The sequence below is a fragment of the Catenuloplanes nepalensis genome (genome assembly GCF_030811575.1).
GTDB lineage: Bacteria > Actinomycetota > Actinomycetes > Mycobacteriales > Micromonosporaceae > Catenuloplanes > Catenuloplanes nepalensis.
Genome location: NZ_JAUSRA010000001.1, coordinates 5,389,759 through 5,411,847, shown reverse-complemented (window position 1 = coordinate 5,411,847; position 22,089 = coordinate 5,389,759). Strand labels below are relative to the sequence as shown.

21 protein-coding genes are annotated in these 22,089 nt (G+C 70.7%); 15 read left to right on the top strand and 6 right to left on the bottom strand.

The features are described 5' to 3' along the window. Nucleotides 1-7 precede the first annotated feature (7 nt). On the bottom strand, nucleotides 8-745 hold the full coding sequence (locus tag J2S43_RS23265) for a GntR family transcriptional regulator (protein WP_306832547.1): 738 nt from the start codon (nucleotides 743-745) through the stop codon (nucleotides 8-10). A gap of 141 nt (nucleotides 746-886) precedes the next feature. Between J2S43_RS23265 and iolC the strand changes: the two genes are divergently transcribed. The 12 genes from iolC (at nucleotide 887) to J2S43_RS23205 (ending at nucleotide 14,267) form a co-directional block, all read left to right on the top strand. After that, on the top strand, nucleotides 887-1,834 hold the full coding sequence (gene iolC / locus J2S43_RS23260) for a 5-dehydro-2-deoxygluconokinase (protein ID WP_306832546.1): 948 nt from the start codon (nucleotides 887-889) through the stop codon (nucleotides 1,832-1,834). Beyond that, nucleotides 1,827-2,720 carry a Cgl0159 family (beta/alpha)8-fold protein gene (locus J2S43_RS23255; RefSeq protein ID WP_306832545.1) on the top strand — a complete coding sequence of 298 codons (894 nt, stop codon included), beginning with the start codon at nucleotides 1,827-1,829 and terminating at the stop codon, nucleotides 2,718-2,720. The genes iolC and J2S43_RS23255 overlap by 8 nt, the downstream gene beginning before the upstream one ends. Beyond that, nucleotides 2,717-3,568: a 5-deoxy-glucuronate isomerase gene (iolB, locus tag J2S43_RS23250; RefSeq protein ID WP_306832544.1), complete on the top strand. Its 852-nt coding sequence runs from the start codon at nucleotides 2,717-2,719 to the stop codon at nucleotides 3,566-3,568. Before J2S43_RS23255 ends, iolB begins: the two co-directional genes overlap by 4 nt. Next, on the top strand, nucleotides 3,565-5,430 hold the full coding sequence (iolD, locus tag J2S43_RS23245) for a 3D-(3,5/4)-trihydroxycyclohexane-1,2-dione acylhydrolase (decyclizing) (protein WP_306832543.1): 1,866 nt from the start codon (nucleotides 3,565-3,567) through the stop codon (nucleotides 5,428-5,430). Before iolB ends, iolD begins: the two co-directional genes overlap by 4 nt. A 92-nt stretch (nucleotides 5,431-5,522) precedes the next feature. Next, entirely contained in the window at nucleotides 5,523-6,485 is a 963-nt protein-coding gene (locus J2S43_RS23240; protein ID WP_306832542.1) for a sugar ABC transporter substrate-binding protein, read from the top strand. Then, nucleotides 6,485-7,534, top strand: a complete 1,050-nt coding sequence (locus J2S43_RS23235; protein WP_306832541.1) for an ABC transporter permease — start codon at nucleotides 6,485-6,487, stop codon at nucleotides 7,532-7,534. Before J2S43_RS23240 ends, J2S43_RS23235 begins: the two co-directional genes overlap by 1 nt. Before the next feature lie 2 nt (nucleotides 7,535-7,536). Beyond that, on the top strand, nucleotides 7,537-8,364 hold the full coding sequence (locus J2S43_RS23230) for an ATP-binding cassette domain-containing protein (RefSeq protein ID WP_306832540.1): 828 nt from the start codon (nucleotides 7,537-7,539) through the stop codon (nucleotides 8,362-8,364). A gap of 101 nt (nucleotides 8,365-8,465) precedes the next feature. After that, complete coding sequence (locus J2S43_RS23225) at nucleotides 8,466-9,224, top strand: TIM barrel protein (RefSeq protein WP_306832539.1); 759 nt, start codon at nucleotides 8,466-8,468, stop codon at nucleotides 9,222-9,224. Next, nucleotides 9,221-10,375, top strand: coding sequence for a Gfo/Idh/MocA family protein (locus J2S43_RS23220; protein ID WP_306832538.1), 1,155 nt, complete (start codon nucleotides 9,221-9,223; stop codon nucleotides 10,373-10,375). The genes J2S43_RS23225 and J2S43_RS23220 overlap by 4 nt, the downstream gene beginning before the upstream one ends. Then, a complete protein-coding gene (locus tag J2S43_RS23215; protein ID WP_306832537.1) occupies nucleotides 10,372-11,367 on the top strand; it encodes a Gfo/Idh/MocA family oxidoreductase in 996 nt (331 codons plus the stop codon). Before J2S43_RS23220 ends, J2S43_RS23215 begins: the two co-directional genes overlap by 4 nt. A 58-nt stretch (nucleotides 11,368-11,425) precedes the next feature. Next, nucleotides 11,426-11,926, top strand: a complete 501-nt coding sequence (locus tag J2S43_RS23210) for a GNAT family N-acetyltransferase (RefSeq protein ID WP_306832536.1) — start codon at nucleotides 11,426-11,428, stop codon at nucleotides 11,924-11,926. A 1,660-nt stretch (nucleotides 11,927-13,586) separates the two neighbouring features. Further along, nucleotides 13,587-14,267, top strand: a complete 681-nt coding sequence (locus J2S43_RS23205; RefSeq protein ID WP_306832535.1) for a GOLPH3/VPS74 family protein — start codon at nucleotides 13,587-13,589, stop codon at nucleotides 14,265-14,267. Nucleotides 14,268-14,576: 309 nt separating this feature from the next. On the opposite strand, the gene J2S43_RS23200 is transcribed toward J2S43_RS23205, so the two are convergent. From J2S43_RS23200 to J2S43_RS23190, 3 genes are all read right to left on the bottom strand, one after another. Beyond that, nucleotides 14,577-15,332, bottom strand: a complete 756-nt coding sequence (locus J2S43_RS23200) for an IclR family transcriptional regulator (RefSeq protein ID WP_306832534.1) — start codon at nucleotides 15,330-15,332, stop codon at nucleotides 14,577-14,579. A 201-nt stretch (nucleotides 15,333-15,533) separates the two neighbouring features. Next, nucleotides 15,534-15,863: a hypothetical protein gene (locus J2S43_RS23195; RefSeq protein WP_306832533.1), complete on the bottom strand. Its 330-nt coding sequence runs from the start codon at nucleotides 15,861-15,863 to the stop codon at nucleotides 15,534-15,536. Next, nucleotides 15,860-16,903, bottom strand: coding sequence for a RelA/SpoT-related domain-containing protein (locus J2S43_RS23190; protein ID WP_306832532.1), 1,044 nt, complete (start codon nucleotides 16,901-16,903; stop codon nucleotides 15,860-15,862). Before J2S43_RS23190 ends, J2S43_RS23195 begins: the two co-directional genes overlap by 4 nt. 461 nt (nucleotides 16,904-17,364) lie before the next feature. On the opposite strand from J2S43_RS23190, the gene J2S43_RS23185 reads away from it, so the two are divergent. After that, nucleotides 17,365-18,078 (top strand): SDR family oxidoreductase, encoded by a 714-nt coding sequence (locus J2S43_RS23185; RefSeq protein ID WP_306832531.1) that lies wholly within the window; start codon nucleotides 17,365-17,367, stop codon nucleotides 18,076-18,078. A gap of 28 nt (nucleotides 18,079-18,106) precedes the next feature. On the opposite strand, the gene J2S43_RS23180 is transcribed toward J2S43_RS23185, so the two are convergent. Next, on the bottom strand, nucleotides 18,107-18,508 hold the full coding sequence (locus J2S43_RS23180; RefSeq protein WP_306832530.1) for an SRPBCC family protein: 402 nt from the start codon (nucleotides 18,506-18,508) through the stop codon (nucleotides 18,107-18,109). A gap of 105 nt (nucleotides 18,509-18,613) precedes the next feature. On the opposite strand from J2S43_RS23180, the gene J2S43_RS23175 reads away from it, so the two are divergent. Then, a complete protein-coding gene (locus tag J2S43_RS23175) occupies nucleotides 18,614-19,561 on the top strand; it encodes an asparaginase (RefSeq protein ID WP_306832527.1) in 948 nt (315 codons plus the stop codon). A 44-nt stretch (nucleotides 19,562-19,605) separates the two neighbouring features. Continuing rightward, on the top strand, nucleotides 19,606-20,190 hold the full coding sequence (locus J2S43_RS23170; RefSeq protein WP_306839402.1) for a formylglycine-generating enzyme family protein: 585 nt from the start codon (nucleotides 19,606-19,608) through the stop codon (nucleotides 20,188-20,190). Here J2S43_RS23170 and J2S43_RS23165 read toward each other — a convergent pair whose 3' ends face one another. Beyond that, complete coding sequence (locus J2S43_RS23165) at nucleotides 20,191-21,915, bottom strand: CocE/NonD family hydrolase (RefSeq protein ID WP_306832525.1); 1,725 nt, start codon at nucleotides 21,913-21,915, stop codon at nucleotides 20,191-20,193. Between the last annotated feature and the right edge of the window lie 174 nt (nucleotides 21,916-22,089).

The window sequence follows — 22,089 nt, the reverse complement described above, 5'->3', positions numbered from 1 at the left end:
ACCCGGGTCAGCGGTGGTAGACCGTCACGTCGATGGCGTAGTGGTCGGCGCGGTAGAGGTTGTCGGCGAATTCGACGGCGGTGCCGGCGGCGTCGAAAGCGGTCCTCTGCATCGCGATCAGTGGGGCGCCGGGGCCGATGTCGAGGAGGCGGGCCTGGGTGGCGGTGGCCGCGCGGGCGGTGATGCGCTGTGTGGCGACCGCTGGACGCCCGCCCCGGGTGCCGAGCAGGTGGTAGAGGCCGTACGCGGCCAGGTCTGCGGCGGTCAGTGAGGCGAAGCGCGGTGGGAGCCAGTTGCGCAGGATGGCCAGCGGCGCACCGTCGGCGTAGCGGAGGCGTTCGCAGTGGACCAGGCGTTCGCCGTCCGGCAGGCCCAGCATCCGGCTCGCGTGGCGGTCCACCGCGAGCGGATCGAAGGACAGCACCCGGGTGGTCGGGTGGCGGCCGGCCGCGGTCAGGTCGTCGTGCAGGCTGGTGAGCGCGACCCGGCGCCGCACCTGCAGGTCGTTGACCCGGGTGCCGGCGCCGCGTTTGCGGGTGAGCAGGCCGTCCGCGACCAGTTCCTCGATCGCGCGGCGCATCGTGGGGCGGGAGACGCCGAGCGAGGCCGCGAACGACACCTCGTCCGGGAGGCGTTCGCCGGGTGCCAGCAGGCCGGTCTCGATAGCGTGCACGAGGGCGGTGCTGACCTGCAGATACAGCGGGTCGGTGGCGGTGCGGTCGATGTCGATGGCGGGCAGTGGCACGCGATCACCCCGCGGGGAAGCAGACAAGCGGGCGTGTTTGTCAGGACAAAGTATTGACCGGGGCGGCGGGTGAGCGGAAGCTCGCGGAACGGAAACGTTCCCGACACCTGGGCGCAATCCATCGAGGGGGACACGTACCTTATGGCCGGGTTTGAGGTTGTCACGATGGGGCGCGTCGGCGTCGACATCTATCCGCTGCAGACTGGCGTCGGGCTGGAGGACGTCGAGTCGTTCGGGAAGTTCCTGGGTGGCAGCGCGACGAACGTGGCGGTGGCGGCGGCGCGGCACGGGCGGCGGACCGCGGTGATCACCCGGGTGGGGCCGGACCCGTTCGGGCGGTATGTCCGGCGGACGCTGACCGAGTTGGGCGTGGACAACCGCTTCGTCAGCGAGGTCGAGGGCTTGGCCACGCCGGTCACGTTCTGCGAGATCTTCCCGCCGGACGACTTCCCGCTCTACTTCTACCGCCAGCCGATCGCGCCCGACCTGGTGATTCGTCCCGAAGAACTCGACAAAGAAACCATAAAAGCGACAAGCCTCTTCTGGTGTACGGTGACCGGCCTGTCCAGGGAGCCCAGCCGCGAGGCGCACCACGCGGCGTGGAAAGCCCGGGAGAAGAAGAGCCACACCGTCCTCGACCTCGACTACCGCCCGATGTTCTGGGACTCACCGGACGAGGCACGGAGCGAGATCGAGAAGGCACTCCCACACGTCACCGTCGCGGTCGGCAACCTCACCGAGTGCACGGTCGCCACCGGCGAGACCGACCCGGAGAGGGCCGCCGACGCGCTCCTGAAGGCGGGCGTCGAGCTGGCGATCGTCAAGCTCGGTCCCGACGGTGTTCTGGCCAGGACCCACACCGAGTCGGTACGCGTGCCGAGCACCCCCGTCGACGTGGTCAACGGCCTCGGTGCCGGTGACGGTTTCGGCGGCGCGCTCTGCCACGGCCTGCTCCACGACTGGCCGCTGGAGCGGATGATCCGCTTCGCGAACGCGGCCGGTGCGATCGTCGCGGGCCGGCTGGAGTGCTCGACTGCGATGCCCACCACCGGCGAGGTCGAGCGCGCCCTGGAGGCGAACCATGCCTGACATCGACGTCGACAAGCTCCGCGAGCTGCGCGCCACCAATCCCGAGGCGATCGCGGAACGAGCCGCGAACCGGCGGAAGGGCTCGCTCAACACCCCGGACGGCCGCCTGATGCTGGTCGCGGCCGACCACCCGGCCCGCGGTGCGCTCTCGGTCCGCGGTGACCGCACCGCCATGGCCGACCGCACCGTGCTGCTCACCCGCCTGGTCACCGCGCTGGAACGCCCCGGCGTCGACGGCGTGCTCGGCACCGCGGACGTGCTGGAGGACCTGCTGCTGCTCGGTGCGCTGGACGGCAAGGTCGCGATCGGCTCGATGAACCGGGGCGGCCTGGCCGGTGCGGTCTTCGAGCTGGACGACCGCTTCACCGGCTACGACGCCGAGGCCGTGGCGCGGATGGGCCTGGACGGCGGCAAGATGCTGGTCCGCATCGACCCGGAAGACCCGGCCACGGTACGCACGATGGAGTCCGCCGCGAAGGCCGTGGACGCACTCGCCCAGAAGCGCAGGATGGCGATGGTCGAGCCGTTCCTGTCCCGACGCACAGACGGCACGGTGAGCAACGACCTGAGCACCGAGGCAGTGATCAAGTCCGTGACGATCGCGTCCGGGCTCGGCGGGACCAGCGCGTACACCTGGCTGAAGCTTCCGGTCGTCGACGACATGGACGCGGTGATGGCCGCGACCACGCTGCCCACGCTGCTGCTCGGCGGCGACCCGTCCGGCAGCCCGGAGGACACCTACGCGCGCTGGGGCCGGGCCCTGGCCGCGCCGGGCGTGCGGGGCCTGATGGTCGGCCGCGCGCTGCTCTACCCACCGGACGGTGACGTGGCCGCCGCGGTCGACACGGCGGTCTCGCTGGTCCACGGCCAGGGGGTGCGGGCATGAGCGACTCGGCGCGAGGCGGGTCCGGCGGGACCGTGCTGACGGACCTGACCCCGGAGGACGCCGGCTGGGCCTACTCCGGCCTGCGGATCGTCGCGCTGGAGCCGGGGGAGACCTACACCACGGACACCGGCGGCACCGAGGTGATCGTGGTTCCGCTGAGCGGCGGTTGCCGGGTCTCCACCGACAATGGCGACACAGCAGACCTGCGAGGGCGTGCCAACGTCTTCGACGGCCCGACCGATGTCGCATATATCCCCATCAACGCCGCCCTGGAGATCGCCGCGGGCGAAAAGGCCAAGATCGCTCTAGCGAGCGCGAAGGCCACGAACCCCAGGCCTTTCCGGTACGTCCCGGTGGAGTCCGTCCCGGTCGAGCTGCGCGGCGCCGGTAACTGTTCCCGGCAGGTGCACAACTTCGGCGTCCCGGACGTGCTCGACGCGGACCGGATCATCGCCTGCGAGGTGCTCACCCCCGGCGGCAACTGGTCGTCCTACCCGCCGCACAAGCACGACGAGGACCGCGACGGCGAATCCGTGCTGGAGGAGATCTACTACTTCGAGGTGGCGAACGGCGGCCCTGGCTACCAGCGCGTCTACGGCACGCCGGAGCGCCCGATCGACGTCACCACCGAGGTCCGTACCGGCGAGATCGTGCTTGTCCCTCATGGTTGGCACGGCCCGTCGATGGCCGCGCCCGGCTACGACCTGTACTACCTGAACGTGATGGCCGGGCCGGGCGCCCGCGCCTGGCTGATCCGCGACGACCCGGAGCACGCCTGGATCCGCGGCACCTGGGCGGACCAGGAGATCGACCCGCGACTGCCCTTCGGGAAGGGGAACGCATCATGAGGCTCACCGTGGGGCAGGCGACCGTGCGGTTCCTGGCCGCGCAGCGCACCGAGCGGGACGGCGTCGAGCACCGGCTGATCGACGGCTGGTTCGGCATCTTCGGGCACGGCAACGTGGCCGGTCTGGGGCAGGCGCTGCTGGAGGCGGAGCTGACCGACCCGGGCGCGGCACCGTACCGGCAGGCCCGCAACGAGCAGGGCATGGTGCACGCGGCGGCCGGCTTCGCCCGCATGCGCAACCGGATGTCGACGCTCGCGTGCACGTCGTCGATCGGCCCCGGCGCCACGAACATGGTGACCGGCGCGGCGCTCGCGACCGTGAACCGGCTGCCGGTGCTGCTCTTCCCCGGCGACGTCTTCGCGACCCGCGTCGCGGACCCGGTGTTGCAGCAGCTGGAGGATCCGCGCGCGGGCGACGTCTCGGTCAACGACACGTTCCGCCCGGTGAGCCGCTACTTCGACCGGGTGTGGCGGCCGGAGGCGCTGCCGTCCGCGCTGCTCAACGCCGCGCGCGTGCTGACCGACCCGGTGGAGACCGGCGCGGTCACGATCGCGCTGCCGCAGGACGTGCAGGCGGAGGCGTACGACTGGCCGGACGAGCTGTTCGCACCCCGGGTCTGGCACGTGCCGCGTCCGGTGCCGGAGCCGGCCGCGCTGGCCAGGGCGGTGGAAATCCTCAAAACAGCGAAAAAGCCACTCATCGTCGCGGGCGGCGGTGTCATCTACTCCGAGGCGACCGAGGCGCTGCGAGAATTCGCCGAAGCGACCGGCATCCCGGTGGCGGAGACCCAGGCCGGCAAGGGCTCGCTCTCCTACGACCACCCGCTGAGCCTCGGCGCGGTCGGCGCGACCGGCACCACGGCCGCGAACGAGTTCGCCCGCGAGGCCGACGTGGTGATCGGCATCGGCACCCGCTACAGCGACTTCACCACCGCCTCCCGCACCGCGTTCGCCGCCGAGAAAGTTCGGTTCGTGAACATCAACGTTGCCGCCTTCGACGCCGCCAAGCACTCCGGCACGATGGTCGTGGGCGACGCGCGGGAAACGATCACGCTGCTCCAAGCGGCGCTGCGCGAATACCGGACCGACGACGCATACCGCGAGAAGGCGGGTCGGCTCGCCGCCGAGTGGGACGCGACCGTGGAGCGCGCCTACCGGTTGAACCACAAGCCGCTCCCCGCGCAGACCGAGGTGATCGGCGCGGTCAACGACGCGGCCGAGCCCCGCGACGTGGTCGTCTGCGCTGCCGGTTCGATGCCCGGTGACCTGCACAAACTGTGGCGAACGAGGGACCCCAAGGGCTACCACGTGGAGTACGGCTACTCCTGCATGGGCTACGAGATCGCCGGCGGCCTGGGCGTGAAGCTGGCCGCGCCGGACCGCGAGGTGTTCGTGCTGGTCGGCGACGGCTCGTACCTGATGATGTCGCAGGAGCTGGTCACGGCCGTGCAGGAGCGGATCAAGCTGATCGTGGTGCTGGTCCAGAACCACGGCTACGCCTCGATCGGCCGCCTCTCCGAGTCGGTCGGCGCGCAGCGGTTCGGCACCGCCTACCGGTACCGCGACGACGACGGCCGGCTGGCCGGGAACACGCTCCCGGTGGACCTGGCCGCGAACGCGCGCAGCCTCGGCGCCGAGGTGATCCGCGCCACCACCGTCGATGAGCTGACCGGCGCGCTGGCCGACGCGCGCAAGGCGGAAGGCGTCATCGTGGTGCATGTCGACGCAGATCCGTACGAGGATTCTCCGGGAAGTGGATCGTGGTGGGACGTACCCGTCGCGGCCTCATCTACCTTGAACACCGTGCGCGAAGCGAACGCACGGTATCGGGAGGGCAAACGCGCCCAGAAGCACTACCTGTAGCCGTGCGAACGCGGAGGGCACACCGCGTATCGCGCGCTGTATTCCTGAAAGGACTCTCGGTAATGAAGTCTCTTTATCGGGTCGGGGCCTCCGTGGCTGCCCTGGCCCTCCTCGTGACCGCCGCCGCCTGTTCGAGCGAGAACGCGGTAAACCGTGACGACGATGACACCTCCGGTGGCAAGGGCGGTGGCACCTACGGTCTGAAGATCGCGGTCGTGACGCACGGCGCGGCCGGCGACGCGTTCTGGAGCATCGTCAAGAACGGTGTCGAGAAGGCCGGCACCGACCTCGGCGACACCATCCAGTACAGCAGCGACGGCGACCCGCAGAAGCAGGCCCAGCTGATCGACGCGGCCGTGAACCAGAAGGTCGACGGCCTGGTCGTCTCGATGGCGAACCCGGACGCGCTCAAGGCCTCGGTGGAGAAGGCGGTGGCGGCCGGCATCCCGGTCATCACGATCAACTCCGGCGCGGCCCGCTCGAAGGAGTTCGGCGCGCTCACCCACATCGGCCAGGACGAGAAGGTGGCCGGCGAGGCGGTCGGCACCGAACTTGCGAACCAGGGCGTCAAGAACGTGGTCTGCGTGATCCACGAGGCCGGCAACGTGGGCCTGGAGGAGCGCTGCGCCGCGGTCGGCGCCACGCTCGGCGGAAAGATCCAGAACCTCCAGGTCGACATCAACAACCTGCAGTCCTCGCAGTCGACGATCAAGGCGAAGCTGCAGGCGGACACCGCGATCGACGGCGTCGTCACGCTCGGCGGCCCGGTCGCGAACGTGGCCGCCGCCGGGATCGCCGAGGCCGGGTCGCCCGCGAAGCTCGCCACGTTCGACCTGAACGCGGAGGTCGCCAAGGGCGTGCAGGACGGCAAGATCCTCTTCGCGGTGGACCAGCAGCCGTACCTCCAGGGCTACATGGCCGTCACCATGCTCACCCAGTACAAGGCGAACCTGAACGTGCTCGGCGGCGGCCAGCAGGTGCTCACCGGCCCCGCGCTGGTCACCAAGGAGAACGCGGCACAGGTCGCCGAGCTGGCCGCGGCCGGAACGCGCTGATGACCAGCGCCGTGGCGACAACCGGGGCGGGCGACGAACGCGTCGCCCGCGTCGGGCCCCTCACCCGCCTGCTGCTCAAGCCGGAGCTGGGCGCGCTGATCGGTGCCGTGCTGGTCTTCGCGTTCTTCGCGGTGCTCTCCGACGTGTTCCGGTCGGCGAGCGGCGTGGCGAACTGGCTGGACCCGGCGTCCACGCTCGGCATCATGGCGGTGGCGGTGGCGCTGCTGATGATCGGCGGGCACTTCGACCTGTCCGCGGGCGTGCAGACCGGCACGGCCGCGATCACCAGCGGCATCCTCACCACGTACTACGGGCTGAACACCTGGGTCGCGCTGCTGCTGTCGCTGGCGCTGTGCCTGGCGATCGGCTTCGTCAACGGCTACCTCGTGGTGCGCACGAGGCTGCCCAGCTTCATCATCACGCTCGGCACGTTCCTGATGCTCCAGGGGCTGAACCTGGGCGTGACGAAGCTGGTCACCAACACGGTCCAGGTCAACAACTTCGACCAGATCCAGGGGTACGGGGTCCTCAAGACGATCTTCGCGAGTGAGATCACCATCGCGGGGGCGCCGTTCCAGATCGCCATCGTCTGGTGGGTCCTCGCCACGATCCTCGGGTCGTGGGTGCTGCTGCGTACCCGCTTCGGGAACTGGATCTTCGCGGTCGGCGGCGACCTGACCGCGGCCCGCAACGTCGGCGTGCCGGTGCAGCGCACCACGATCGCGCTGTTCATGACCACGTCGTTCGCGGCCTGGTTCGTCGGCACCACGCAGATCGTCCGGCTCACCTCGATCCAGGCGCAGGCCGGCTTCGGCCAGGAGCTGATCTACATCGTGGCCGCGGTGATCGGCGGCTGCCTGCTGACCGGCGGCTTCGGCTCCGCGGTCGGCGCGTCGATCGGTGCGCTGATCTTCGGCATGACGTCGCAGGGCATCGTCTACGCCGGGTGGGACGCGGACTGGTTCAAGTTCTTCCTCGGCGCGATGCTGCTGCTCGCCGTGCTGGCCAACCAGTACATCCGCCGCTTCGCCGAACAGTCGCGGAGGTAACGATGACAGACGCTCCGCTTCTGGAGATCAAGAATCTCTCCAAGACCTTCGGCACGGTCATCTCGCTGGCCGGCGTGTCCACCACGGTCCGGGCCGGCGAGGTCACCTGCGTGCTCGGCGACAACGGCGCCGGCAAGTCCACGCTCATCAAGATCCTGTCGGGCGTGCACCGGCCGGACGGCGGCGAGCTGCTGATGAACGGCGCACCGGTCAGCCTCGGCAACCCGCGCGCCGCGCTGGACGCCGGCATCGCCACGGTCTACCAGGACCTGGCGATGGTGTCGTTGATGGCGATCTGGCGGAACTTCTTCCTCGGCTCCGAGCCGACGAAGGGGTGGGGGCCGTTCCGGCGCTTCGACCGGCAGAAGGCCATCGACATCACCCGGCGCGAGCTGAGCTCGATGGGCATCGACATCCGCGACCCGGAACAGCCGGTCGGCACGCTCTCCGGCGGCGAGCGGCAGTCGGTGGCGATCGCGCGCGCGGTCTACTTCGGCGCGAAGCTGCTGATCCTGGACGAGCCCACGTCCGCGCTCGGCGTGAAGCAGGCGGGCGTGGTGCTGCGCTACATCGCGGCCGCACGCGACCGCGGCCTCGGCGTCATCTTCATCACGCACAACCCGCACCACGCGTACCCCATCGGTGATCGCTTCCTGCTCCTGAACCGCGGCAGGAGCCTCGGCGACCTGGCGAAATCCGAGATCTCCCTGGCGGAGCTGACCCGGCTGATGGCCGGCGGCGCCGAGCTGGAGGAGCTGGCCCACGAGCTGGCACGCGACCCTTCCACGGATGAAACGGCACGTCTGTACCAGGAGGAGGCGAAGGGATGACCGCAGCGGCGGAGCGGATCGGTGGTGCACCGATTTCCTGGGGTGTGTGTGAGGCCCCTGGCTGGGGGCTCGAATTGCCCGCGGACCGGGTGCTGTCCGAGATGAGTTCACTGGGCCTTCCGGCGACCGAGCTGGGGCCGACCGGATACCTGGGCAAGGACGCCGCCGACGTGCGTGCGCTGCTGGATCGCAGCGGCCTGCGGCTGATCGGCGGCTTCCTGCCCGTGCCCATGCACATCGCCACCGCCGCGGACCTGGACGAGGCCGCGACCGCGATGGACACGCTGGCCGCGGCCGGCGCGTCCGTGGTCGTCCTCGCCGCCCGCTCCGCCGACGGCAGCTACGACCACGCGGTCACGCTGACCGAGACCGAGTGGCAGACGCTGTTCGCCACGCTCACCACGCTGCAGACCATGGCGCGCGAGCGTGGCCTGCTGCCGGCGCTGCACCCGCACGTCGGTACCGCGATCGAGTCCCGGGACGCGGTGCTGCGCCTGCTGGCCGGCAGCGACGTGCCGATCTGCCTGGACACCGGCCACCTGCTGCTCGGCGGCATGCGGCCGGAGGAGCTGATCGCGCTGGCCGCGGACCGGATCGCGCACGTCCACCTCAAGGACGTGGACACCTCGGTCGCCGGCCGCGGCCTGGCCTACATCGACGCGGTCCGGGCCGGGCTCTACCGGCCGCTCGGAGCGGGTGACCTGGACATACCCGAGATCGTCCGCAGCCTGGAGGCCGTAGGCTACCGCGGCTGGTACGTGCTGGAACAGGACTGCGCGTTGCACGACGTACCGCCGGCGGGCGAGGGCCCGATCGACGACGTGCGGCGCAGTGTGAGCTACCTGAAGGAGAACGTGTGACCGCGTCCGACCGGATCGGCGTCGGCGTGGTGGGTTTCGGCTGGATGGGCGAGGTGCATGCCCGCTCCTACCAGCGAGTCCGCCACCACTTCCCGGATCTGCCGCTGATCGCCTCGCTGGTGGCGGTGGCCGACCCGGCGCCCGGCCGGGCCGAGGCCGCTGCCGCGCAGTATGGATTCGCGTCGTTCGATGAGGACTGGCGCGCGCTGGTCGCCGATGATCGGATCGGTGCGATCAGCGTGACCGCGCCGAACTTCCTGCACCGGGAGATCGGTACGGCGGTCGTGGGTGCCGGCAAGCACCTGTGGATCGAGAAGCCGGTCGGGGTGGGCGCCGCCGACACGCGCGCAGTCTTCGAAGCTGCCTCGGCGGCCGGAGTGCAGAGCACGGTCGGGTTCAACTACCGGGCCGCGCCCGCGGTCGCGCACGCCCGGGAGCTGATCGCGGCCGGAGAGATCGGCACGGTCACGAACGCGCGGATCCGGTTCTTCAGCGACTACGCGGCGCACCCGGCCGGCGGGCTGTCATGGCGCTTCACCCGTGCGTCCGGCGGGAACGGCGTACTCGGTGATCTGGCTTCGCATGCTGTTGATCTCGGTCGTCATCTGCTCGGTTCGTTGTCCGCGCTGGTGGCGGACACGTCGGTGATCATCCCGGCGCGCCCCACGGTCTCCGGCGCGGGAAGCCACTTCTCCCGCGCGGACGGGCCGCCCGGCGAGGTGGAGAACGAGGACTACGTGTCCGCGCTGCTCCGCTTCTCCTCCGGCGCCCGTGCGGTGCTGGAGGCGAGCCGGGTCGCGGTCGGTGAGCAGAACACGTACGGCTTCGAGATCCACGGCACCACCGGCGCTCTGTCCTGGGACTTCCGCCGGATGGGCGAGCTGCGGGTCAGCACCGGGGCGGACTACCAGGACCAGAGCTACAAGACGATCTACGCGACGGCCGGGCACGGCGACCTGCGCGCGTTCCAGCCCGGAGCCGGCATTCCCATGGGGTACGACGACCTGAAGGTGATCGAGGCGGCCGGGTTCCTGACCTCGATCGCGACCGGCAAGCCGCACGGGCCCACGCTCGACGACGCGGTCGCCGCGGCCACCGCACTCGACGCGATGTCCGAGTCCGCCCGTACCGGAGAGTGGGTCTCGCTGTGAAGCGCATCGGCATCATCGGCACCGGGATCATGGGCACCGACCACGCCCGGCTGCTCAGCACGTCCGTCTCCGGCGCGCGCGTGGCCGGCGTCTACGACCTCGACCCGGTCCGGGCCGCCGAGGTCGCGCACGCCAGCGGCGGCGCGCGCGTGTTCGGCAACCCGTACGAGCTGATCGTCGACGACGACCTCGACGCCGTGCTGGTCGCCTCCTCCGACGACACCCACGAGGAGTACGTGCTGGCCTGCATCAACGCGGGCAAGCCGGTGCTCTGCGAGAAGCCGCTCGCCCCCACGGTGGATGCGTGCGCACGCATCCTCGAGGCGGAGGACAAGGCCGGCACCCGCCTGGTCTCGGTCGGCTTCATGCGCCGCTTCGACCCCGGCTACACGCAGATGAAGCGCATGCTGCAACTCGGCGAGATCGGCGCACCGCTGATCCTGCACTGCGTGCACCGCAACCCGGCCGCGGTCCCCGGCCTGCCCGGCGCGGCCGTCATCACCAACTCGGCCGTGCACGAGCTGGACATCACCCGGTGGCTGTTCGACGAGGAGATCACCGAGGTGTCCGTGCACGCGCCGCGCGCGACCAGCCACGGCGGCGGCACGCCGGACCCGCAGATCCTGCTGCTGCGCACCGCATCCGGCGCGATCGCGGACGTCGAGGTCTTCGTCAACGCGCGCTACGGCTACGACGTGCGCGCCGAACTGGTCGGCGAGCTGGGCACGGTCACGCTGGACGGGCCGCCGCCCACGGTGCTGCGCCGCTCCGGCATGGACGGGCGCGCGCTGCCGGCCGACTGGCGCCCGCGCTTCGCCGAGGCGTACCGGCTGGAGCTGCAGGCCTGGGTCGACGGCACCGGATCCGCGGCCACCGCCTGGGACGGCTTCGCCGCCACGTTCGTCGCCGAGGCGTGCGTCCGGGCGCTGGAGACCGGCACCGCACAGCAGATCCAGCTCCCCCCGATGCCGGACCTCTATCGCCGCTCATGATTCAGGCGTCCCCAGCGGCGTGGGGGACGCCCGGGAGCACGGGGGTAGGTTGGCCGGCATGGACGTGATCATCAGGGCCGCGACGGCCGCCGATCTGGCGGCGGTCGCGGCCGTCTACGCCGGATACGTGACGGACAGCGTGGCCACGTTCGAGGAGAACGTGCCGTCGCCGGCGGACTGGCGGGCCCGCCACGCGGATCTGGCCGCGCGCGGGCTGCCGTTCCTGGTCGCGGACGACGGAGGCAGGATCGCCGGATACGCCTACGCCGGGCCGTGGCGCCCGAAGCCCGCCTACCGGCACACGGTCGAGGACACGATCTACCTCGACCCCGCGTACACCGGCCGGGGCATCGGGTCCCGCCTGCTCGCCGCGCTGCTCGACGCGTCCGCCACCGCCGGCGCCCGGCAGATGATCGCGGTCATCGCCGACACCGGCACCGACGCGTCCGCCGCGCTGCACCGCCGCCACGGCTTCACCGACGCCGGCCGCCTCACCGCGGTCGGCTTCAAGCACGGCCGCTGGATCGACACCATCCTTATGCAGCGCACGCTGCGGTAACGCTCGCCGGCCCGCCGCCGCATCGGTGCCATAACCAAGATCCGGAAAGCCATCTTCCCGCTTCCGGCGTGGTCACGTTCCGAGTGCTCCCGCGGGCACCGGTCCAATGCCACTCAGCCTAAGTCGAGTTGACCCGAGGCCGGCCCGGCAGCAGCGCGCCGGCCTGCGGAAAACCTGTCCGCCGCATCCGGCGGCGGACAGTCGAAGGCGGGCACGTGGTGTGCGAACGCGCAGGTCAAAAACCATGATCAAAATAGGCTGAGTGGCATGGGGCACCGGTCGTCGCCGGCGCTCCTCCCTATCGGGTTCTAGAGGTCGGGTCGGTTGTGTCGCAGACTCGGTGTCCGGTAGCCGCAGCGGGTGAGCACTGTTCCTTCCGGGGCCGTTGAGTCCTGCGTGCAGATCGTGCCCCTGTGCGCACGTTCCGCGGCCGGTCCCGGAGAACCACCCCCACGTGCTGAGGCTTCGGCATCGAGGTCTCCCGGCGTCGGGGTGAACCCGCCGGTCTCCAGACGGCCGTCGCTCCCTCACCGAACTGGCCGACCTCGTCGCACACCTGCTGACCTACGTCTCGCTGACCGCCGCCCGCGGCACATGCGCCCCTGCGCCCCTGCGCCCCTGCGCCCCTGCGCCCCTGCGCCGGAGCTGTATCGCGGCCGATATCCGGCGGGCGGGCGGGCCCGTACCAAGATCCTTCCAGCCCAGGTTGCGGTTTCAGCCCGCGCGAAACAGCAACCTGGACTGGAAGGATCTAGGATTCCGCATTGCGGAAGATCCATCCCGCCAGGCGGACGCAATCGACAGCCGCTACGTGACGGCGGGCGGCCACGGGCACTGCCCGCCGGACGTTTCGGGGAACGCGCTCCTTCCTTCGGACCCGCCGTGGTCCCGAGAATCCCCGCGCGAGCGCCAACGGAAAGACGCCGCCGAGGGCGCGGCCGGGCCCGTGGCACCGTGGAACCCGCGGGGTGTGGTGACCGCGTCGGCACCGGCTCCGACGCGGCGACCGGAGCGGCGGCGGAGGCCGCCGCGGGATTGCCCGCGGGAGCGACTCCGTTGCCCATTCGGCGGCTCGCCGCAAAGGATCATTGACCGACACGAAAGAGAGGTCGACTTCGATATTCGACCTCTCCTTCGTGTCGGTCAATGATCCTTCGGGCATGAGTGGTCGCGACAGCACGACCACCACGCCGGCTTCCGCTCGACGCCGTCCGAGCCATGGCGGAGATAATCCGAAATCTCGGGCTGATGCTTCCGGTCTCCGGGCAGGGCTCGCGGCTTCCGATGCCGAATGGGGAACGGAGTCGGGAGCAACGGGCCGCACCACGCCGGGAGCGGGAAGAGTGGGGTCGGGGATCGTCCCCAGGGCGTTTGATGGATCTCGTCGAGCCGAGCCGAGGCGAGGTCCAGGTGTAGTGGCGGGTGTGCGGCGCGGAAGTCCGCATACCGGTGTTGTAGGTGGGCTCGTGCGACGTGCGGCCAGACGACTCCTGGGCCACGCCGCCGGCCGGCGAAGATCCATCGAACACGGCCAGGTCGACCTCGGCGCATTCCGCGCCGACCTGGACCTGCCGGCCGGTTCTGACACAGTGCGCTGACCGTGATGGGCTATTAATGTCCTAGTTGACGAGGCCACTCCGGCATCGAAGGGACATGCGCCATGCTGATCGTCGAGGACCTGCTGCTCCTCCTGCTGGACGACGAGACCGGGACGCCGGCCAAGGCCGGGACCCTGCCGTACACACTGGGTGGTGCGGTTCTGGTGGAACTGGCCATGCTCGGCCGCATCGACGCCGACGGTGAGGGTTCCCGGCTGAGCGGTCCGCTGGTCACCGCGACCGGCGACGGCCCGCTGCCGGACCCGCTGCTGCAGGCCGCGTGGGACGAGATCGCCCGCAAGCCGCGCCCCGTGCAGACGCTGCTGCTCGCGATCGGCGGTGACCTGTGGACCACGGTCGTCGACCGCCTGATCGCGGCCGGCCAGATCCGCCGCGAGAAGAAGCGCGTGCTCGGCCTCTTCAGGATGACCCAGCTTCCGTCCGCCGACGTTGCCCACGAGGCCGAGCTGCGCCGCGGGATCAGAGCCGTCCTGGTCGACGGCGAAACCCCCGACCCGCGTACCGCCGCCATCGTCGCGCTGCTCTCCGGCAGCGGCGCGCTCCCCGAGCTCCGCCCCCTGATCGCTTGGTCCGGCGACGTCTACCGGCGCGCCAAGGCCCTCGAGTCCGGCAACTGGGGCGCCGCCGCCGTCGGCACCGCCGTCACCCGCACCACCACCGCCATCGCCGCTGCCAGCGCCGCCGCCTCGGCCGCCGTCATCGTCACCACCGTCAACTCCTGACCCTCACCGCCCCTCAGGGGATCAGTGCGGCCGCAGGTGTGCAGCGGCAAGATCCTCATGTCGTCGGTGGCTGCTTCACGCCGCCTGGATCAGCCACCAGCGACACGAGGTTCTTTTAATGCGCCTGGCCGCTTCGGGTGTGGCCGCTTCGGGCCTGGCGAGCGAAGCGGCGCCGCCGAAAGGTGATCCGGCGGAAGAAGCGCCGAGGGGGCTGTCCACCGATGTCCGCCGGGACCGAACCTCTGATCGGGGGATGCTGCTCCGACATCATGGGGACGCCCCGAGCACGGATGAGACGCCCGGCGGACCCTACTGGACGACGCGCTGGGCGGTCGGCGTGAGGCGCGGCTCGATGAGGTCGGCGACGAGCTTCAGGGCGTGGGCCGCGCGCGGGACGTCCAGGGTGCCGGTGGGAGCCGCGAGCGTGATCGCGGCGACCGGTTCGCCCGCCGGGCGCAGCGGAACGGCGACGCCGGTCATGCCGGGCTGGAACTCCTCGCGGTCGACGGCGTAGCCGCGCCGGCGGGTGACGCGCAGGTCCGCCTCCAGCGCTACGCGGCCGACGATGGTGGCCGCCGTGCGCCGGATGAGTGGAAGCCGCGCGAGCACGTCGTCGGTCTCCTCGGCCGGCGCGAACGCGAGCAGCGCCTTACCCGCCCCCGTGCAGTGCGGCGGAAACCGGCCGGCGACCCGGGTGGCCAGCTTCGGCCGCGCCGTCCCGTCGACCTTCAGCAGGTAGATGACGTCGAGCCCGTCCCGCGTGGCCAGCTGCGCGGTCCACCCGAACGCCGCGTGCAGATCGCGCAGGTAGGGCCCGGCCACGTCGAGCAGCGTCATGCCCGCCTGCCCGGCCTGGGTGCCCAGCTCGAAGAGCCGCAGCCCGAGCCGGAGCCCGCGCGCCCCGTCATCGGCCAGCAACCGCTCCTCGATCAGCCGCCCCACGATCCGATTACAGGTGGCCTGCGGCAACCCGGTCGCCACCGCCAGCTCCTTCCGGCTCAGCCACGACGCACCCGCGACCGCATCCAGCACCGCGACCACCCGCCCGATCATCGACTGACTCACCCGGCGATTCTGGCATCGGAGTCATGCGGACCCTCGCGTGCGGCCGCGATCCGGCGGTTCCGCACGATGGCCGGACGTTGAGGACTGTGTGGCGAGCGCGCCGCGGCTTCGAATCGCTGCCGGCCGAGACCGGCCGCTCAGAACCAGGAGCGGCACCATCACGACTGAGCCCGTGTGAAGGTCGAGTGGCGACCCGATGGGTCAAGCGGGGCGCAGGGCGATGGAGTGCGGCGATTTCCTCCGCTGCTGCTCGGCCTGCTTGCGAAGCTCCGCGTTGTGTCGTTCACCGGAGTTCCGCAGCTCGAAAAGGGCCCCGGCCATCTCGCTGACATTCTTGAAATAGCGGCTGTGGGTGCGTCTCAACGCGGTCTCCGACGCGGCACCGAGCACCACCACCTCAATGTCTGAGTTGCCCCCATATGTCACTTCTGCCGAGAAGCGAGCGTTGAGGGCTGACGCGCTGTCGGCGAACTCCGTCTTCTGGAGGATCGAGCCCTGCTGCCGGTCGAACACCAGTAGGAAATGCTTCACGTCGGCCCTCCAAGCTCGAGACGTCGCTGCAGGGTATCAAGAATAAGGCGAGTGGCCCCGGTGCGGTGCCGGAATTCCTCGTCGCGGGCTCGCTCAAGATCGGCTACGGCAAGATTGCAACCATGTATTCGCTCCAGAACGAATTGTGGGGTCGGCGAGTGGTTGCGGGGGACGTGGCGGCGTATGAGCCTTCCTCTGGCGCGGCGATCGGGCAATAGCGACTCCATGGTCTCCATGAATGCTCGCCGAATCCGGCGGTAATGGATCATGGCGTCGGTCGCGTCATCTCCGGTGATCGGCTTGAGTTGGCCGGAGTCGTCGAGGGACCAGTGTTTGTGGGTTCCCGAGTCGACCTCGCTGACGAACGATCGAATTGACTCGATGTATGTCTCGAGCCGCTCGATCCGATCAATTTCCTCACTCGCGAACGTGAGCATTCCCATGAGGCTTTGGCGAGTGAGTGAGCGCCGCCGGCTCAGGCGCATCACGACTCTTCTGGGCTGGTCCGGATTTCCGCCGTATCGGATCGCCCGGCCCCAGCGGTCTGCGAGGCCTTCGAACAGCTGGGCCCAGGCGTTCTGGAGCTCGGTCCTGACTTGGATTTCGACCGGCACGCCGGACGGGTGGATGACCACGTGCACCGCTCTGTACCCGGAGCTGGGCGTCGTGCGCCGGTCGATGGCGCGAGGCAGGACGTCGTGCTCGGGAGCGAAGAAGTCGATGATCCGTTTGACCACCTGATCTTGTTCAAGGCGGCCGCCGTTCACGATGATGCGGGCGCCGGCGATGTCCTGGACCCGGCTCAGGCTCATCGACGACTCCCTACGCAGCTTCTCGATCAGCGTCGACGTGGTCTTGACCCGAGTGGTGGCGGGCAGGCCGATGTCGTCAAGCGATCCCTTGACGTCATCCAGGATCGCTTGATAGGCGAGCAGCACCTGGTTGAGGGAGAGTAGATCCTCTCGTTCAGGAGTGGAATGGAGGGAAAGCCGCTTGCCGAGCTTGTTCAGTTGCTTCTTGGATATGGGTAGCGGCCACATTGGACGAGGCTAGCATCGGTGAATTCGTGGTGGGAGGCGCTCGAAAGTGGGCGATCTTGAAATGATCCGGTCAGGCTCAAGTAAGTAATCTTGCACGCTTCGATGTTGCCTGGCGGGTGCCTTCTTGGCGTGGGATTGCGCATTCTGGCAGGGCGGCCGACTCCGGCGATAGAACGATGCAGAGGCCAGTTTTTCGCTTTCAGGTGAATCTGCCGAGTGCGCGAGGCCATCGACTGGCTCACTCAGGGCACTCGAACAGCTGCCGGGATGCCGTTGGCGGATCGGCAGACCATCACGCCGCCAGCGGGAGTCGTAACCGACCACGGAACATCGGACGCGCCGAAGTTAGATCGCATCTTACTTCCGATGGGGTCATCGGCTCCGGGCTGGCTCACTGAGTGAGTCTGGCGTCGCGGAGGGGTGGGGGTGGTCGTACCGTCGCGATCATGAAGGTGTGTGTGGTGACCGGGGGGACGCGGGGGATCGGGGCGGCGGTGGCGCGGGAGCTGGCGGGGGTGCCGGGGAGCGCGCTGGTGCTGGGGTATCGGGGTGATCACGAGCGGGCCCGGGCGATCGTGGCCGAGCTCGACCGGGCGGAGAGTCCGGTGCGGGCGGTGGCCTGTGACGTGGCGGAGCCGGCGCGGGTGGCGGAGCTGTTCGCGGCGGCGGATGCGCTGGGGGAGCTGACCGGGCTGGTGAACAGCGCGGCCGTGCTGGAGCGGCAGTGCGGGTTCGGTGAGATCGGGGCGGACCGGTGGGCGCGGGTCCTCGGCGTGAACGTGACCGGGACCGCGACCTGCTGTGCGTACGCGATGGAGCGCATGCGGGCCGGCGGCGTGATCGTCAACCTGTCGTCGCGGGCGGCGGTGCTCGGGGCGCCGGGGGAGTACGTGGACTACGCGGCCAGCAAGGCGGCGGTCGACACGATCACGCGCGGGCTGGGGCTGGAGGCGGCGCCGCGCGGAATCCGGGTGGTCGGGGTGCGGCCCGGGATCATCGACACGGAGATCCACGCGTCCGGCGGCGACCCGGACCGGGCGAGACGGGTCGGGCCGACGCTGCCGCTCGGGCGCGCGGGCACGCCGGAGGACATCGCGCGCACCGTCGCCTGGCTGCTCTCCCCGGCGGCCGCCTACATCACGGCGACCACGATCGACGTCTCCGGCGGACGCTGACCCGCACCAGCGGGAAACGCCACGCGGACTATCGCCCTTCCGCTGCCAGGCGGGCGAGTTGGTCGGCGTGGTGCCGGATGACGCGGCCGTTGGCCCAGGCCCAGAACGGGTCCAGGAACCGGGGCCTGCTGCGGAACGTGGCGTGCCAGCGGATGCGCGAGCCGCCGCCCGGGTCCGGTGTGACCTCGATCGTCGCGCGGTAGCCGCGCCACAGCGTCTCCGAGGTCTCGATGTAGCTGAGGGAGCGGTCCGGCACGATCTCGGTCACTCGGATGACGGTCCGAGGGCCGCCGCCGAGGACCCACTCGTCGCCGTCCGGCCGGGCGCTGCTGATCGCCTGCCAGGACGGCCACGTGGTCACGTCGGACACCAGGGCGAAGACGGCGGCCGGCGGCGCGGCCGAGACGGCCTGTACGTCATACGACGACATATCGGTTGTTCCCCGCATCGTGAGCATCGAGAGCTTTGGGCGCTTCGAAGTGCGCCGACGCTAGCTCCACGCCCGGGGATCGGCAACTCCGGTAGCGTGTGGATCATGACGGATGGGTATCGGGGCGGGGCCGTGCTGGCCGAGGTGGTGCGGTCCGGGTTCGCGGAGAGCGTGCACCGTGGCTCGGTCGTGGTGCTCGACGCCGGCGGCGCGCCGGTCGCGGTGCGCGGGGACGGCCGCGGCCCGGTCTTCCCGCGCTCGTCGAACAAGCCGCTGCAGGGCGTCGGCATGCTGCGCGCCGGGCTCCGGCTGGACGACGACGCCGATCTCGCGCTGATCTGCGCCAGCCACTGGGGCGAGGACGTGCACGTGACCCGGGTGGAGCGGCTGCTGGACGCGCACGGGTTCGCCGGCGCGGACCTGCACTGCCCGCCGGACCTGCCGGCCGGTCCGGCCGCGCGCGACGACGCGCTGCGGGCCGGTGCGGCGCCGACCCGGACCCGGATGAACTGCTCCGGCAAGCACACCGGCATGCTGCTCACCTGCCGTGCCGCGGGGTGGCCGGCCGAGGGCTACTGGGAGCCGGCGCATCCGCTGCAGCGGATGCTGCGGGCGACCGCGGAGGAGCTGACCGGGGAGCCGGTCGCGGCCGTGGGCGTGGACGGCTGCGGCGCGCCCGTGTTCGCGTTCTCGCTGACCGGGATGGCGCAGGCGTTCCTGCGCCTGGTGCAGGCCGCGCCGGGGTCGTTCGAGCGGCAGGTGGCGGACGCGATGCGCGCCCACCCGCGGCTGGTCGCCGGTACCGGCGCGCTGGATACCGTGATCATGACGGAGGTGCCGGGGCTGCTGGCCAAGGGTGGCGCGGAGGGTTTCGCCGCGGTCGCGGTGCCGGGCGTCGGCGCGGTCGCGCTGAAGATCGACGACGGCAGTGCGCGCGCGATCCCGGTGGTGCTGCGGGCCGCGCTCGGCGCGCTCGGTGTCGCCTGGACCCCGCCGCCGGCGCCGGTTCTCGGCGGAGGTCACACCGTTGGTGAACTTTCGGCGACCTGGTAGCAACAAGTCCGCTTTAAGATACCCCGGTGGACACTTCCGAGCGCATGATCGCGGTCCCGGCGTGCGAGGGGCTGGCATCGTTCCGGCTCGCCGCGCTCCCGGTCACCCGGGGGCTGTACGCGGAGATCATCGGCCGCTGTCCCGCCGACGGCGGTGACGACCGGCTGCCGGTCACGGGCGTGACCTGGTGGGACACCGTGCTGTTCTGCAACGCGCTGTCCGCGCGCGACGGGCTGGCCCCGGTCTACCGGGTGGACGCGGGCCGCATGACCTGGGACCGGGACGCGGACGGTTACCGCCTGCCGTCCGAGGCGGAGTGGGAGCACGCGTGCCGGGCCGGGTCCAGCGGCCCGCACTACGGGCCGCTGGACGAGGTGGCCTGGTTCCGCGACAACTCCGGCGACCGGCTGCGCACCGCGGGCGGCAAGGCGCCGAACGCGTGGGGCTTCCACGACATGCTCGGCAACGTGTGGGACTGGTGCTGGGACGCCCACGACGGCGGTTACCGGGTGATGCGCGGTGGCGGCTGGTTCGACGAGCGCTGGAGCTGCCGCGCCTCGGCCCGCCGCCGCAGCCACCCGAGCCTGATGCTGGACGACGCCGGCTTCCGGGTGGCCCGCAGCACGTGATCACCGGACGACGGGCAGCTGGATCGTGCTGCTGACCGGCCGGATCGACACCTCCGTCCCGGGCAGTGGCCGCAGCGTGTAGTCGTAGTCGGTGGAGATGACCACCACGCCGAGGCGGTGACCGGCCGGGATGGTGCGGTCGACCGGCTGCAGGTCCCAGCGCAGCCGGTACGTCTCACCCGGCGTGACCGGCTCGGAGCGCCACACCGACCGGCGGTTCTGCGGGTCCGTCCAGCCCCGGGTGAGGATCGTGGCCGTGCCGTCCGGCGCGTAGGAGACCAGCAGCGCGGTCAGGTTCGCCGCGGTCCGGTCGATGCTGACGTCCGCGGTGATCCACGGCGTCCCGCTGAGCCGGGTGTCCCTTTTCAGGACCGGCAGCGGGTACGACAGCGCGTGCTCCGGCCGGGAGAGCAGCTGCTCCGCGGTCAGCGTCCGCCCGGCGTCGACGAACGTGTCCGTCCGCGGCTGCCCGGTGGCCAGCGGATAGGTGACGTCCCGGGTGCCCGGCACCGGCCACGCCGTGGTCGTCTCCGTCACCGCGCAGGCGTCGTCCTCCAGCGTCACCGGCGCCTCGTCCTCGATGCCGCTGTCCACCCGGTACAGATAGTGGTCGACCCAGCGGTGCATGGCCGGCGCGAACTCCGGCGCGCAGGACGAGCCGTGCCCGCGGTCGTAGAGCCAGAGCTTCTTCTCGGTGCGCAGCGCGTCCCACAGCTGCACGCCCTGCTTGGGCTTGACGTTCCAGTCCTGCAACCCCTGCACCACGAGGACGCTCGCCTCGATGTTGCCGGCCTGCGCGGTGTAGTCCCGCGCGGCCCACACCCGGGAGTAGTCACCGGTGACCCGGTCCTGAGCCTGCGACAGCCACGCCACGTTCGGCGCGCACGCCTCCGGGTTCGCGCGGCTCAGCACGTACCGCGCCATGATGTCCAGGTCCTCGCCCTGCCAGCCGCCGGGCGCCACCACCAGGCCGTTCGCGCGGTAGTAGTCGTACCAGCTGGTGACCGCGGACATCGGGATGATCGTCTTCAGCGCGGACCGGCCGGTGATCGCCGCCATGATCGGCAGCGTGCCGTTGTAGGAGACGCCGTACATGCCGACGCTGCGCGCGGACCAGCGGGCGGAGACGACGTCGCCGTCCGCGTCGAACGCCCGGCCCCTGCCGTCCAGCCAGTCGACGACCGCGCGGGTGGAGACGATCTCGTCCGGGCCGCCCGCGTCCGGGCAGCCGGTCGAGGTGGCGGTGCCGATGCTGTCCATCGCGATCATCGCGTACCCGCGGGTGGTGTAGTACTCCCACGTGCTGACCGCGGCCGGCGCCGCGTTCAGGCTGGTCAGCGCGCGGTTCGCGGCGGTCGCGGCGGCCGACTTCGAGTGGATGCCCTCCTGCGGCAGCCGGTCGACGTCGACGCTCGGGTAGGGCACCTCCGGCGCGACCCCGCCGTACGGCGTCGGCATGATCAGCGAGGCGACGCGCAGGCCCGCGGTCTCGGTCTCGGCGGGCCGGGTGATGTTCAGGTGGATCCGGTCCCGGACGCCGTCGTGGTCGCTGTCCGTCGGCGACTCGACCCAGACGTCCTCGTTGATCGCGGTCGCGTAGTCGAAGACCGGCTGCGTCGCGCCGTCCCGGACCACGATCGTCGTGCGGCCGCCGGCGGCCTGCGCGGGTGCCCCGGCGGCGACCGACGCCAGGACCAGGGAAGCGGCGATGAGGGTACGTACCACGCGTCCTCCACCCAGGTAGGGAAATGTGTCGATGATATCGGTTCCGGTCGCCGCGCGGGTTCCCCGTCTCACCGTCGGCTCAGCCTCGTTCACGCCAGGTGAACGCGATGATCGACTCTCCTTAAGCAACGGTTCAATTTGGTCCGTGAACCGGCATATTCGCCGACTCGTAGA